Origin of the sequence: Arthrobacter sp. NPDC058192, assembly GCF_042883665.1 — a bacterium.
Classification (GTDB): Bacteria; Actinomycetota; Actinomycetes; order Actinomycetales; family Micrococcaceae; genus Arthrobacter.
In genome coordinates this window covers 94,481-109,580 of record NZ_JBHVVJ010000011.1, presented here as the reverse complement: position 1 = coordinate 109,580, position 15,100 = coordinate 94,481, and the positions used below count along the sequence as shown (strand labels likewise).

The 15,100-nt window shown below is 62.3% G+C and carries 8 protein-coding genes; 3 read left to right on the top strand and 5 right to left on the bottom strand.

Going from position 1 to position 15,100, the window contains the following annotated elements; genetic code table 11:
- Positions 1-110: 110 nt before the first annotated feature.
- Both ACFVVK_RS12605 and ACFVVK_RS12600 read right to left on the bottom strand, forming a co-directional pair.
- Entirely contained in the window at positions 111-1,172 is a 1,062-nt protein-coding gene (locus ACFVVK_RS12605; RefSeq protein WP_390267052.1) for a LacI family DNA-binding transcriptional regulator, read from the bottom strand.
- A gap of 778 nt (positions 1,173-1,950) precedes the next feature.
- Positions 1,951-2,745 (bottom strand): hypothetical protein, encoded by a 795-nt coding sequence (locus ACFVVK_RS12600; protein WP_390267049.1) that lies wholly within the window; start codon positions 2,743-2,745, stop codon positions 1,951-1,953.
- 731 nt (positions 2,746-3,476) lie between these two features.
- On the opposite strand from ACFVVK_RS12600, the gene ACFVVK_RS12595 reads away from it, so the two are divergent.
- From ACFVVK_RS12595 to ACFVVK_RS12585, 3 genes are all read left to right on the top strand, one after another.
- Positions 3,477-4,124, top strand: coding sequence for a hypothetical protein (locus ACFVVK_RS12595; protein ID WP_390267047.1), 648 nt, complete (start codon positions 3,477-3,479; stop codon positions 4,122-4,124).
- 914 nt (positions 4,125-5,038) lie between these two features.
- Entirely contained in the window at positions 5,039-5,722 is a 684-nt protein-coding gene (locus tag ACFVVK_RS12590; protein ID WP_390267044.1) for a DUF6308 family protein, read from the top strand.
- Between the two features lie 3 nt (positions 5,723-5,725).
- Positions 5,726-6,310: a hypothetical protein gene (locus tag ACFVVK_RS12585; protein WP_390267042.1), complete on the top strand. Its 585-nt coding sequence runs from the start codon at positions 5,726-5,728 to the stop codon at positions 6,308-6,310.
- 182 nt (positions 6,311-6,492) lie between these two features.
- Here ACFVVK_RS12585 and ACFVVK_RS12580 read toward each other — a convergent pair whose 3' ends face one another.
- The 3 genes from ACFVVK_RS12580 to ACFVVK_RS12570 form a co-directional block, all read right to left on the bottom strand.
- Positions 6,493-9,687, bottom strand: coding sequence for a UvrD-helicase domain-containing protein (locus ACFVVK_RS12580; RefSeq protein WP_390267040.1), 3,195 nt, complete (start codon positions 9,685-9,687; stop codon positions 6,493-6,495).
- On the bottom strand, positions 9,684-12,317 hold the full coding sequence (locus tag ACFVVK_RS12575; protein ID WP_390267037.1) for a RecB family exonuclease: 2,634 nt from the start codon (positions 12,315-12,317) through the stop codon (positions 9,684-9,686). Before ACFVVK_RS12575 ends, ACFVVK_RS12580 begins: the two co-directional genes overlap by 4 nt.
- 92 nt (positions 12,318-12,409) lie before the next feature.
- Positions 12,410-15,016: a sigma-70 family RNA polymerase sigma factor gene (locus ACFVVK_RS12570; RefSeq protein WP_390267034.1), complete on the bottom strand. Its 2,607-nt coding sequence runs from the start codon at positions 15,014-15,016 to the stop codon at positions 12,410-12,412.
- Positions 15,017-15,100: the final 84 nt, after the last annotated feature.

Below are 15,100 nucleotides of genomic sequence, written 5' to 3'. Positions count from 1 at the left end.
CCTTGTTGTTTTGGGGTGGTGCGGGTGGTTTGGTGCGTGAAGTCCGGCTCCGGGCATGCGGATGCCGCGGGGCCGTTGATGGGTAAATCTGTGGTGGTTGGTCGACCGGGTTAGCCGACCGGTTCCAGGGTGCCGGTGTCGTTGCGGGCGGGTGCTTGGGTGGTCTGTGGTGGGGCTGCCGGCGGGGCCGGCGGTGGCTCGGCACGGGGCCCGGTGGAGCCGCGTTCGATGAGCCGGTGCGGCATGATCTTGGGCCCGAGGTCGCGGGAGCGGAGCAGTTTCTTGACCGCCATCCGTCCCATTTCCTCGAGCGGCTGCGCCATGGTGCTCAGCGGCGGGTTCACGTGCCGGGAGGTGGAGGTGTTGTCGAAGCCCAGGACCGAGACGTCCTCCGGCACCCGGAGCCCGCGCCGCTGGAGTTCGTTGACGACGGCGGCGCCCATCTCGTCGCTCACCGCGAAGATCGCGGTGAGGCCGGGTTCCTGCTGCAGCAGTGCGTCGACGCCGGGCGCGCCGCTTTCGTAGAAGAAGGTCCCGGTGGCCGTGACCGGCGGGCACTTGGCCTCGGCCATGGCGCGGAGGTAGCCGCGCTCGCGGGGCCGGGCCACGTGGACCGACGCCGGGTCCCCGGTGAGCAGGCCGATCCGCCGGTGGCCGAGCCGCAGCAGGTGTCGGGTCGCGTCGTAGGCTGCCTGCTCGTCGTCGATCGCCACGCTGGGCGAGCCCGACTTGTCGCTGATGGCGACGGAGATGATCGGGACGCTGGGTCCCAGCAGCTGCCGGGTCTCCGGCGTGATCACCGCGGAGATGAGGATGACGCCGGCGGCCCGGTAGGTGCGCAGGGTCCGGAGGTAGCCGGCGATGTACGCGGACTTGGCGCCGGTGCGGCCGAGCATCACGGCGTAGCCGCGCTCCTGGGCTTCCTCCTCCACGCCCTGCATCACTTGGGAGGCGAGCGCGTCCGAGACCATGGGGGCGAGGAGCCCGATCACCGAGGTCTGCCGGGTTTTCAGGCCGCGGGCCAGGGAATCCGTTTCGTAATTGAGGCTCTTGATCGCGTTCTCGACGCGCTCCCTGGTTTCGTCGGAGTAGCCGACCAGGCCGTTGACCACGCGGGAAACAGTGGCAGGGGAGACGCCGGCCTGCTTGGCGACATCGCGGATGGTTGCCACTGTTCCTCCTCCCTGAGGTGCATGGTTGGTCCTGGTTCGTTGCGAGACCGTCGTGAGGACGGTCACGCAAACGGTTTACGTAAACGGTTTCGTTGGGCGCAGGTTCAACAGTAAGGGGTGGTCGCGGGATCGCGTTGCGTTTCGTAAACGGGGTGTTCAGAGGAGGGCGGGTAAGCGCAGGCATCCTTCACAGAGCTGGACAGTGCTTCGAATCTGGCTGTCGACGAAGAGCTCGGTTCCGCCGCAGCATCCCTTCCAGGTTCTCTAAATTGTTTAGGGCTGTCGCGTTGGTATTTCATCACGTGTTCCAGTGGCGCGAGAGCAATCCTGATCGTCGTGTACCGCCCAAGCGTCACGCGCAGGATGCTGTCTGGTCTCGTTCTTCAACACAATCAGCTGTTTCGCTATGTCCTCCGTCGCAAGAGGACGACACCGGCTCAAGCACTTCAAATAGTCGCAGGAGACTCATCTTGGGTTAGTGAAGGAGGTCTCGCTGGGAACGGTGGTGCGGACGACTGCGATGCCGGATTTGGGTGGGGCTATGCTCGGTCCTTAAAGCGCTGTTGTAAGTTGGCATGCTCAACACAGGCAGGATTTGCGGCCGACCGTGAAGGGAATCCGTAGGTAATCACCTCTGAAATCCGCAGCCCTCATGGTCGGTGGGCCACTGGTTGACGTGCACTGCAGACATGCTTCACCAATTTCCTGAGTTCACGGCTACATACACCAAACGCCTAACTTTTAGCGGATCTGGAAGGATACGTCTTAGTCCGGTCATTCAGCCGATGAGTTCGGCGTCGATGATCTCGACCTCTTCGGTCCGGTGTCCTGGTTTGGTCAGCTCCAGGCTGGCAAGGTGCTTTTGTAGCCGCTTGGACATGGGGAGAAAAGTGCCCAAGGTTAGGCCGCCAGAGAGTGCTGCGCCGACAATGGGGATGGCTTTTGCGATTCCGCTGGCGAAGAGCTTCTTGGTCATATTGACACCGAGATAGCCCGCGACCTTTTTCACGATCGGGAAGATGACACCCTTGGTGAGTGCCTTCTGCGGTAGCTTCTTCGCCACATTGGCGGCGATCATGCCCGCGACTCTCGCCACTCCGCCCTGGGCGATCTGCACGCCGAACATCACGCCCACGAATAGGATCAGCATGCTCTCGGTAGCCTCGTCGATTTCTTCGTCATCGTCGGCGAAGAGGTCGGGCCAGCTATAGACGTAAGCCAACTTCTGGGCAATACGAAGCATGTGGCCCATGTATTGCACAAGGTCGGCTGGCACGGTGCCGATCATTGCCAGACCACCGGGAATACCTGCGAGGGTTGAAAGGCCAGTAACCTTGCTCGTCTCATAAGCGATAGAGGTGTTTGCGACGTCAGCAATGACCTTGAGCGGGATACCCGCCGCCGCTGGACTGTCGGCGATTGCCCTCGCGATCTGTTCCTCGGTGCAGTGGCGCTTGAGCGCTGTTCGCAGGTAGGTGGCCCTGTTGATCCTCACCCCCGGCAGTTTCGCCGCAGCGTCCAACACCTGGGTGAAATTCGATCCGGCATTTTCAATCTCTTGGGTTTCGGTCATGCGTAGATCGTAACCGTGGGCTCCGACCCAAACCCGTATTTGTGAAGAACTGCTTGGGTGATTCCAAAGCAGTCCAGTTCAAACGAAATGTAACACTATGAAGCGCACTGGCAGTGGCGAGCCATTCTCGCGCGGGGTTTGGGTCCGTTGCTTGTCGGCGCAATGTTTGTGCGCGGATTGCCGCCTCTGCTGAGGTGCGACCACATGGGACGCGGCAAGTCTAAAGGTCAGGTCGGCAGTATAGTGCGATCACAGAATGCCATCGCGAATCTCTGAACTCATCAGAGCTCGCCATTTGCCTCCGCTCCTCCCATGAACGAGGTAGTTGCAGGAAGTCCCTCGTCCACAGCTGGTCCGCAGCGGGGGCATTCTCGCGGTGCTCAACCATGCGACCGGGAACGACCTGATGTAAGCGTTCTGTCTCATAGCGAGGTTGGCCCTCGCGGTGGCCGCCGTTGCCAGGAGGCCTCCTAGGCGCCCTTCAAGGTGATCCGCGAGGCCTACGACGCGAGCAGAACGTTAGGGGCGGTGGAGCCGCGTTGATTGCTGTGGTTCGGTGCGCATCGGCTCGCAGTCCCATGTTAAAAGTAGGCGTGGCGCGCCATAATCGGCAGGCTCTTGCTGACGTATATGGTTCGAGGGGACTTGACGCGGCGATTTGCCGTGAACGGTCCACACCGCGGAATTCCGAGGGTGTCTCGACGTCGAATGAAACTGGAGACTGAATCGTCGTGATCTTTTTCAAGGCAGTCATGAAACTTTTCAAAGCACGGGTCCTGCTTTGGCCTGTCCTGCTGCTCATTGTGCTGCTGGTCGGGGGAGCGGTCGCCGCATTCGCATCCGGTGGACTCAACGCCCTCGCACTCAAGGCCCTGTTCAGCAGCAGCTCTAGCGAACGTGATTCCCAAGTGGTTCAGGCCGTCACACGCGTGCAACAGGTCGCCTTGCTTAGCCTTCACATCGAGGGCATCGATAGATACGACAGCAATAGGGAAATTTTCGGAGTGGCCATACCCGCGAGCGAGAAAACCACTCTGATTCAGTACAAGGTGGACGCGAAATTGGGCGTCGATGGGTCACGCGTAAAGATCGAACGCACCGGCCCAAAGTCGTTTCGTGTGACCATGCCACAGTTCATTGGCATCGGCTTTGACAATCCCCACTTCGAAGACCCCCTTGAGAGCAACAACCCGCTTGGCTGGCTGGCTGAGCCGGCCGTCCAAACGCGGATGGTCAACAACATTCTCAGCGACGAAAACAAGCAAAAGTACATCTCGCAATATGCGGCGGCGCTTAAAGAGCAGGCCAAGGTGTTTTACTCCGGAATTATTGCAAGCGTGGATCCTGAAATCACCGTCGACTTTGAGTTCGCAGAGTAGGTGTCCGCAGCGCCTCATGCCCGCGGCACGAACCCGAGGCGCCCAAGGCTGCTGCTTCCAGGGAGGGGACTATCAGGCAGGAGTGACCCGGTGCACCAGTTTGAAGGGCACCCACCGCCCGCGCCATCGTGTAATCCGCGACAGGGAGCGCAAGCGGTGCTGGGCGCCACAAGCACTGGTGCTCTCCCGCACGACCGCGGAGTGCCCGACCACCCGATCCGATAGTGTCTAAAGCCTCAAACCTCACCGAACAGTAGACGACGACTCCTAGCGATCACGTGACCCCCCTTGGGAACGATCCAACCCACGCTTGGGCAGCATTTGGAGCAAGTTACAACTTTTTATCCGGGAGGGCATTTGGAGCCTCAAGATCCCTCTTTCTGTCAGACCGTCGGACTACAGTGCTTCCATGGTTTCCGATGGAACAATCCCCGAACCGAAGACGAAACGCACAGCCACGCGCAGGTGCCCGGTGTGCGGCCACGAGTCATGGCGGATTGCCTATGGGATGATCCTGCCATCGACGCGCCAGGCGATGCCAAAGACTGAGTTTGCCGGCTGTGTCGTCATGGATGAGATGAGGGTTTACCCTGCCAGCGGCAAAGTCGAATTCGGCCTACCCAAATGGGCTTGCCAGAACCCGGAGTGCCGCCACCGGTGGTGGTAGTGCTGGCCGACTGACCAAGAGCTGCAGTGCGTCTCGTACACGTTCTTTTGCAGGATGGCGTCTCTATACGTTTAAAGCCGGACTGGCGCAACCTTTGCCTCGGTCAGGCAGCTGCACGGGTCAAAAAGCAAGGGACTGGAAGGCGGTGCGGGTCCTCGGAGGGCTTCTGCGGTTTAGGCTTAGCTCGATGTAGCTCGTGCATAAATTCGAATTCTTTGGCCATATGACAAGGGGAAGGGAAAGATTGATGACAACGCAGGGTGACGGCTCAGGGATAACTTCGGCATTGGCTGCTATTTCCGACGACGCGGCGCTCAACTACCTGAATCAGTATTTTGGGCAAGGTGAATGGACCGGCCAGGAGTTCACCGGCGCGCACTTCGATAGCTTTGGAAATACTGAGACGGACAAAGTGACCGCAGGCGACATAGTCGCGGTGGCCTGTTTATCTATACATGTTCCCGCGCGCGCGGCGATTGCTGTCCTCGGGGAACAAAGGAACCCGATCTCGTGCCATCTTCATGGAATATCCAAAGACGATGCCATCGAGGACATACCATTCGACGAGCACGATCAGCACTTCGGCGAGGATTCGCCGGCCGACCGACTATGGCAACTGTTGCGAGCGCACCACCGCGTGGGCGCGACGACAGCAAGCAAGATCATGGCTCGCAAGCGGCCAGCGCTCATCCCGATCTTTGATTCCGTGGTCGGGAATATGACCGGCTTTCCAGACGCGGCTGGTACTTGGCGCGCATGGCACCACGCATTCTCGACAGACGTTGCTTTCACCAGCAGATTGCGCTCGCTGCGGGCTGCCGCACGACTTGATCACCTCTCATTACTACGCGTCCTCGACGTTGTGCTGTGGATGCACGGTACGCACGGAGTCGGAGAGCCGGAGCGGGTAGACGGTGCGGAGGAAGTGTAAGCAATGCCAGTTGGAGCCGCCCAAGCCGCATTTTCTGCGGCTGCAGCCCGTGACGGAATCTACCTGGAGACTGCCAAGGTTCCTTGGATCAACCAGCGAGGTCACTTTGGACTCCCGCAGACGGCCCTAGATGTGGCTGGAGCTGCGTTATCGGCGATTTTTCTAGCGCTCAAGGGGGAGAGCGGAGTGCAGTCAGGCAAACCAGTCACTCCCTTGCCTGGCGACTTTTATCATGCGCCAAGCGGCACTTTTATCGAGACCGACGAGTCGCAGCACTTTACAAGCTTTAGGCTTCAGTCGCTTGAGCTATATCCGCTGGGCGTTCCTCTCGGTTTCGAAAAGGATGAGTATGCGAATCTTTGCCGGCAACTAGCGCCGCGTGCCGATAGGTACCGGGCCGCCAAGGCCGCGACAGGCTTTGGGCCGGGCGGCAGGCGGCGGCAACGCGCATACTACGACGCATTGCGCGATTTGGTTACCCCAGCGATGTGCCCCCCGCCCCTCATCCGCATCCCGATTCTCGATGACGACGGTGAGACGACCTACTCACGCCATCGGGAAATGCTCATGTCCAAGCTGTCACGCTGAATCCCAACCACCTGCCCGCCCAATGTGATGGCAAGGCGCCTTGGGGGACAGATGTGTGGCAGCGTTCCATGAGGCGAGGCGTTTCCCAACCGCGTTGCGTCACAGCTGCCGGGGAGGGACCGCGGATGATGCGTGCTGAGAGACCACAGTAGATGTCCGGCAGCCTCCAGCTGCATTGGCCCCTAGCCCGCAGTCCCGATCGGCAGCGGCTTAACCTCGTAGACACGGCCCAGCGCCGGGAAGTGAATCAGCGTCTTTAGCACCGGCTTGCCCGTGGCAGCGAGAACCGCATCCCGGTAGGCCGCCATCTGGCCCAGATACTTTTCGCGCACGTGGCCCTCAGGGTCATTTCCCGGATACGTCTTGTGGTCCACAAGGACGAAACCATCGGTTCCTTCCAGTAACAGGTCGATCCAGCCTTCCATGACCTGGTTGTCCGGGCGCCATCCGATGGCAGCTTCCCGGTGCCGCGCCCAGCCGGGGAACTCTGCGTCCAGATAGGCCTCGAACCTTTCTCCGGCGGTGAGCAACAGTGACGCATCGATCCTGGCCTCTACCTGCCAGCGTGTGACTATCCGCTCGGCGAGATTCTTGCGTTCGGTCTGGTCGAGCGCCGAGAACTGCGTGCCCAGATAGGCGTGGACGGCACTGCCGACTGCACCCCAGTCGTCGGCTCCATGCTCCGCGAGCCGGAGGCCAAGTTCCGCCACGGCGCTGATCGATGCTTTGTGCCCGGCGGAACCCAGTGAGGACGCCGCGAAGCGTGCCGGGGGCCGCACATTCCCGGGCAGCTCGACGGGCACATCAGTGAATCGCGGGGTCCAGTGCGTGGGAGCCGGCGGCGCGTCCACTGGGTTCAGTTCGTTTACCCGTGCCGGAAGGACGGCGCCGTCCGCCACGTGAATGGCCCCGGCCAAGGGGTCGTCGGCTCCCGGCTTCCACGTCACGAGGGAGGAAATGCCGAGGTTGTTGAGAAGCTCCGGCGCCGGCTTCTTGCCGGTCAGCACCGTGGTGTCGACCGCACGGGTCATGCCGACATACATGAGTCGGGCCATGTTGCGGCGCTCGCGTTCCTCTGCCCGGAGTGCCACGTCGCTCGTTTTTCCCCGCCCGTCCAGCGGAGACCCGCCGTAGGGGAAGGGGCTCGGCCAGAAGCGGATCCAGCGGCCGGACAGAGGCTGCTCCAAGTCGAAGCTGCCGTCCTGCTCGACCGCTGCGCCGAAGGCAGCGAAGCGCAGATCCTTGTCAAGCCCCTCCAAAATGACCACGGGCCATTCGAGCCCTTTGGCCTGGTGATACGTGAGGACGTTGATTACTTCGCTGCCGGCGTTGTCCGCGGACCTCTGCTCCTCGGAACCGAAGAATGTGAGAAACCCGCGCAGGGTAGCGGGCGAACGCAGTGCGACGCACCGCTCGTAGTAGGTGCTGATGACACCGCGGACGGCATCTAGGTTCCGCAGCCGGGTGGCAGGAGATGACCATCCTGCAATGAGCCGGGGCAGCCCGAGCGCGCTGACTACTGCTTCGAAGACCTCAGCAGGCGTAGCCGCCGATGCTTGCTTTCGGACGTCATCTAGGGCTTTGAGAATTGGGTCCGTGCTCCACTTTTCGAGCACGGGGTCAGGATCGGCGGCTGACAGCAGTTCCTGCTGCCACGTTGGGTTGGAGGAGTGGTCTGGGTGCATGGATACGATCTCGGCAAGGGCGACCGTGTCGTACCGGTCGGCCACGAACGCCACACCGGCGCGGGCCAGCTGTACCTCGCGGGAGTCCGAGAGCTTTCGCGGATTACGGCTCGCCCTGATCCCCAAGGCGTGGAGGGCGGCAGCCAGCGACTCGGTATCGGCATTTGACCGGGCGAGCACAGCCACGTCGCCGGGAGCGAGCTCGGGCCGACGCTGCAACAGGTCCGCGACGCCGGCTGCTGTAGCCTTCAGCCGCTCGCCGTCGTTGGATTGTGGCCGGGTCCAGGCTTCGAGCGTGCCCCGGGACCAGTCCGAATGTGCCTCCGGGAGCTCGAGATGGACCGTTTCGGCCGGCATTCCGTGCTGTTCGAACACCAGCTCAAACACGGCATTGCTCAGGTCGACTACGGCTTGGCGGGAACGCCACGTATGGGAGAGCTGCTCCCGGTGGCTCACCTCCCTAACCACAGACTCCATCAGCTCGGGGTCAGTGCCCCGGAACTCATAGATTGCCTGCTTGGGGTCGCCGACCCACACAGCCTCGGCGACGAGCCGGCTGAGCTGCATGAAAAGTTCAAGCTGAAGAGGGCTCGTGTCTTGGAACTCGTCCACGACGAGGTATCGAATTCGCCCCGGAAAGGAGCGGCGGAACGCCTCGTTATTCCGGGCCAAGTCCAAGACCAGCGTCTCCTGGTCCACGAAGTCCATGAGGCCGGACAGGCGCTTGAACTCTGCGTAGGCGGTGAGGCACTCCTTCGCACAGGCAAACAGGAACCGGATGTACTTCTCGAGATCGTCCTGGAAGGCGGGATTGGAGAGGAGTCCTTCCTTGATGGCGCTGGTCGTCGGTGCGAAGAGCGCCTTGACGGCGGATGGAGCGGCTGAGCCCACCACGCCGCGCCAGGTCTCCCACGGGACGTCCTCGACCGCACCCATGCTGTCGATCTTGTGGAGGATCTTCGGCACATGTTCGGTAAACGCCGCGGATCCCGTGTCTACCTTTTTGCCGGCCTGAGTCTTGCCGTCCCGGGTCATCGCCTCCAGATCGGGCACTGTCTTTCGAAGGGACCGCAGCCACTCGTCCCGTTCATCCGCGGCCGGTGCGTCGAGCAGCGCACGCAAACCGGCCCATGACCTATTAGCGCATGCTTCCAGGTCCTCCGCTCCAAGCAAGTTCGTGCGGGCGGCGTCGACGATGGCCCGCACGGTCTCCTGCCACGTCTTGACGTCCCGGGCCCCGCTGCCATCGGTTCCCATGCGCCGCGCGATGGGAAGGATTCGCGGAGCGTGTTCGGCCAGGACCTCATCCGTGGCGAGGTGGAAGATGCTGGCGAGCTGCTCCTCGCCGATCACTTCTAGGGCAGGCGAGAGCCCTGCGTCGATGGCGTGGTCCTGAAGCAGCTGGCCGCACACGCTGTTCACCGTGCCGATGAGGCTGGCGGGCAATTGCTGCGACGCGAGCCGCAGCTCGGCGGCAGCTTCGGCGTCGTCGGTCAGGTCCGCCTGCTCAAGGAGGCGGGCTGCGATCCGTTCACGCAGTTCGCCTGCGGCCTTCTTGGTAAAGGTAGTTGCCATGACGGCTCCCGCTGGCACACCGGCGGAAATCTGGTTGACAATCTTGCTTGTAAGCGTAAAGGTCTTTCCGGTGCCGGCACTTGCCGAGACCATGGTGACATTCTCCAGCAGGTTCATGAGTAGTCTCCCTTGAGTCCGCAAAGCGTGCCGAAATCGCAGTACTTGCAGTTCGGCTTCACGTGCAGGCGGCCGTTTTCAGCAGCAATCACCTCTGGGCTCGGTTCATCCCCGGCTAGGGAGGTTGCCGCGGGCTCCGTTGCCGTTATCCGTCCGGCGAGCACTTGATCGACGGTGAATTCAGTTGCCCGAACCGCTTGCTGCCACAGCTGTGAGAGGTTTTGGCTGGGTTGCACGCTGGCACCGAATTCCGGGTGGGCCGAGGCGAAACTACCCTGCTTCAGCATGAAGTAGGCAGCGGGTGCGTCCGGCGGCACCTCGCTAGGACTCAACGCCCACTGGTACAGCGCGAGCTGAAGCGACTCGCCCCGCTGGACTTCCTCGCGGCGGTACTTGTCGTTGTTAGTCCACTTGAGGTCCACGACAGCTGTGCGACCGGCAGCGTCGATGCCGACAGCGTCAGCACGTCCCCTGACCGGGACGTTATAGGTGCGTACGCCGGCCGTAAGACGGAGGTCCTTCGCGAACTCCTTCTCCATCTCCTGCAGCACAATGCCGCCGCGCTGCAGCTGCGCGAAGAAAGCCATCACGGTTGTTTCGATAGTGGCCTTAACGCCCGCGAGGCGGCTTTTCTGGCCGGGCAGGAGCAGCTCGGAAGCGAGCTGAGGCAGAAGACGGTCGACGGCGGCACGCACCTCGTCCTGCTCAGGAACCGCCCGGTGTTCTGCCCGAAGCTGGTCCTGCAGCACCTCGACCACCTTGTGGGCAAAGATACCAAGCATTTGATTCTCGGAGGGGACACTGGCGGCAGCGGGGACGCTGAGCTGCGACTTGTGCTTCAGCACCCAGGCGAGGGAGCAGCCGAGCAGCGTGGACAACTGGGTGAAGGAAAGACTTTCCGGCACAAGAGAAGGGTTCGGGCCTACCTGGTGAACGGCCGGCGGAGCGATGGGGCGGTGCTGAGGGACGGCAGCAAGTTGCTTCTCGCGGCCCGCAAATGACCAACGGCCGGCGGCGTCAGTCAGATCCTCCGGCCTGCGGGTGAGCAGGGCGACGCGACCGGGCAGCGGCTCCGCGGTACCGCCGGGCTGGGCGGCGGCCAAAGCCTCCAACAGCGGATTGCCTTCAACCCGCTCGCCGTGGCGCTGTGCGACCTGAACCAGGATCAAGTCCTTCGTCCGGCTGGCCGCGACAAGAGTCTGGTGGGCTTCGAGCGCGCTGAGCGCTTCCGGCGCAGCTAGGTGAACGCCAACCTCGGCCAACGTCTGGACGTCGTGAGCGTCCCACCGACGCACTGAAGCCATGCCGTTGCTCTGAAAACCCCACCAGAGCACTTGTTCCACCTCGTCGGTTAGCTCCGTCAGGTGACCGAGCCGCAACCAAGGCGCCGCCTCCGCAGGAAGGAGCGAAGCCTGAGAAGGGGTGATGACGGCAGCGATGATGCGGCGCAAATCCCGGCGCGAGACGCGGGGGAGAGGTGCCACGAGAGCCAGAATCCGCTGCAGCAGGGACGCAGTGGCTTTGGCCGCGTCGTCCTGAGAGGAGCGGGCACGCAAACGGCGGGCGAGCCATTCTGCTCTTTCGGACAGCTCGGTGCCGCTCACGCCGTCCTCTTCAACGAGCAGACCAGCAGAAAAGATACTGTCCAGCTCGGCCGCCAGGGCAGGCCCGAGCTGTTCGTCGGCGGCGATCTGGGAGATTGCAGCCGTCCACGCTCCGCCCCCCGTTCCTGGCTCGGCCCTCAACGCATTCAGGAGGTGGCGCGCCGCAGCGCGCCGCACGGGGGAGCCCGAAAGAGTAAGAAGCTCGGCGAGTAACTGGATGTTGGGTGGCCCCCAAATGACCTCGAAAAAGAGCGGAATCAGCTGGTCCTGCGGGCGCCACACGGACGAAGCCCCGACGCCGACGGGTGGCAGGCCGTGGCCAGCCAGGTAGAGATCCAGAAGGGCAGTGCTGTCTGAGGCGACCACGGCGGTGTTGCGATTGTTTCCCGCTGCAAGCCACCGGGCGCTGATCTCCCCCGCTTCCCATTCCGTTTCGGCGGCGAGAATCGTCAGTCGCGGCTGGCGGCTGGCGGGCACAGCTTCGCTGACTTGAACTCCGCGGCCCCGGAGCTTTTCGATGATGAGCTGCCAGACCTTCGGAAAGCTGCCCTCCGGGTGCTGGAGTACCAGCTCCTCGATGCCCAGTGGCAGGGGCGAGTCAAGCGCTGTGACCAGTTCGGCGATGTCGTCAGCCAAGGAGGGAGCAAGCGGGTCCGTTGCCTTTTCCGCTGCTGCCAGGGTCTGCAGCAGCGGAGAGGGTTCTGGCATTTTCGTCTGACGCTCGGGCAGTGTTCCGTTCCAGCCATTGGCTACGGCATCGTCACGCGCAGCCAGCAGTTCGTGGGCGGTGGACCACGGGTCCACCTGGAAGGACTCGTGGAACCACGCATCCGGGAAGTCGATGGACCCGAGGCGGTCCAGATACTGGCTCACGCGCTCGGCATGCCCAGTGTCCGGGCGAGTGATGCCCAAGCGCGTCTGCAACAGCGCCGTGAAGTTCTTCCTGCCCACGCGGATGCGGTTGAGACCGGGATGAGTGTAGGCCCATGGCGCGCGATCCAGATGCCACCCGAACTCGATCTTCATTAATCCCCCCATACGTTGACTGGTGGTCGTTTTTATCACGCTAGCGGCGGTGACTGACAATCGGTCTCACGGCCGGGGTTCGGGACGTCTGGTCATTTCCCGACCGCATCAGCCGCTCCATGGAGCTCTGTGTCCTCGCCGTCGAAGTGGAAGCTGCGCAGCGGGCCTGACACGGACGGGTCCTTGAGCAGGTCCATGGTCTTCTTCTCAATCTGGCGAATGCGCTCGCGGGTGACTCCGTAAATCTTCCCGATTTCGTCCAGCGTCTTCTGCTCGCCATCGGTGAGCCCGAAGCGCATGGCGATCACGGCCGCCTCGCGTTCGGGGAACGTGTCGAGGATGGTGTAAATCTGTGCAGTGAGCTGATCGGCAGCGATCCGTTCAATGACGTCCACGTCGGAAGGATCGACCATCTGGTCGCCCAACGCCTCCATTCCGCCCTTGCCGTCAGGTACCAAGAAGTCCAGCGAATACACCGGCTTTTCAAGCTCCAGAAGATACTCCACTTTAGAAGCCGTGGTACCAGCGCGTCGGCCGATTTCCTCGCTGGTGCAGGCTACGCCTTCCGTGCTGGCGGTGCGCAGCGCGGACAGGACCTTCTGGACCTGCTCCACTACGTGGACGGGAAGCCGAATGAGGCGTCCTTGATCCGCCAACGCCCGGGTGACGGCCTGCCGGATCCACCACGTCGCGTAAGTCGAAAACTTGAAACCCTTGGTGTAGTCGAACTTGCAGACCGCTCGATGGAGTCCGATGTTCCCTTCCTGAATGAGGTCCAGAAAGTCCAAGCCATGGTTTATGTAGCGCTTGGTGATGGACACTACGAGCCGTAGGTTGGCTTCTAGCAGGGCATCGGCGGCACGCTCACCGAGCAGTGCGATTGCTCGAAGCTCGCGGGTTTCCCTGCGGCCCCGGGGTTTGCCGTCTTCCAGGAGATTCGCGGCGAAAAGCCCTGCCTCGATCTCCTGCGCCAGCTCCACTTCCTGCTCCGCAGTTAGCAGCTCTGCGCGGCCGGCGCGCCGGAGGTAGTCCTGGACTGTGTCGCCGCTGAAGCCGACGAGACCCTCGAGCTGCTCCGGCCATTCGGTGTCCCCGAGATCGAACGACGTCGGCGCGGAATCCTCTTCGTCGTTGTAGCCGGGCTCGGGGGCGTCGACCTCCGTTTCTGGGTCACCAGAAACGTCATCCCCGTGCTCAAACATCCGGTCGTCATTTGGATCATCTACCCGGGACGCGGCCCCCGTGTCTTCGGACGGCGCTTCACGCGAAGCATTTGGCTCTGACTCAGGGCCAGGCGTCTCCTCTGGCTCGTCCTGCTGCAGGAACTCCTGCAGGCTCGCGCGATCGGACTTCATGTCGAAGAACTCGACGTTGCGGGCGAAGGGAAGTACCTTGCCCAAGAATTCCTCGCCCTGCACGTCCGGGTCTTCGACCGTTCCCTTTGAGTAGAGAACAACGAGCCGGCCCACGCGCCCGTCGGCCTTCTTGCGGATTACTCGTCCCAGACGTTGGACCATCTGGCGCTGGCTTCGGTTGGCCGCGACTATGATGCCGAGGTCCGCTTCCGGCACGTCGATGCCTTCGTCGAGCAGCCGGGGTGCTGCGAGGATCTGCGAGGCACCGCTGCGGAAGTCCTCCATGCCTTGTCTCCGGTCGTCCTTCGCCATGCCGCTGAACAGCGCGGATGCCTTGGAACCCATCGCCGTGTAGACCTGTTGCGCGCGGCGCGCGGATTCCTGAGTCTGGGTGAAGACAAGAGTGCCGTGGGACTGGTCCACGCACTCCTTCAGTGCGGCCAAGGCAAAATACTTAGTCCTTGCCTCAGCCAGCAGTGTCAACCTCGAGGCCATTGCCCGCATGTACTTCCGGGCCAAGGTTGCTTCCCGGCTTGGTGACTCCGACGCCGCAAGCGTTCCGACCGCGGCGATGAACTGGTGGAAGGGCCGGCGGGGGATGCCGGCATAGGATTCCAGGTGGCGTGCTGTGTCCGTCATCGTGCTGGTGAACTCGTCGTAGTCGACTTGTTCCGAGGCAGTCAGATCCACGCCGACAAGGGCAATATCGAAGGGCGCTATCACTTCGTCCTGCAACGCCCTGTCGTACCAGAGGTTGTAAACCACTCCGCCGAAGTAGGGCGTCAGGAGATTCTCATGCTCTCCGTCAGATCGCTCGTACGTGGCTGTCAGCCCCAAGCGCCAGGCGTATCCCTCCTGCAGCGCGCCGGTGAACATCGGTGCTGCATAGCGATGGCACTCATCGGCGATGATCAGTCCGGCCTTGTGACTGCGCAAAGTCTCGCGGTTGGATGCCGAGTGAACAATGGCCACGAGGATGTCGACCTGGTCCAGAGAGTCTGAGCGGCCGTTGCCGAGTGCGCCGCGCCTGGCTTTCGGCAGGTCTCGCTGGAGGGAAGACAGCCACTGGCTTTGGAGTTCAGCAGTCGGCACGAGAATAAGCACCTTGATGCCCTGCCGGACGGCTTCGAATGCAGCCGCGATTCCGACGCGGGTCTTGCCGGCACCAGTGACAGCCTCGATTACGCCGCGCCGTGCGTTTGAATGCCACGCCTTCAGAGCCTCTTGCTGCCATGTGTAGAGGAAAGCGTAGTCGTACTCGGTCGGAATAGACGCGGCCGCTGCCACCTCGGGCAGCCGGGTCAGCGTGCTGAGGCTCGACGCGTCGTCGGCAAGTTCTGGCATTTCATCCCCCAACGGACGTTTGGAACTTAGTGAAAGAAGGCTATGTGGCAGGTCTGACAAAAAACGTGACGTACAAAACACCGA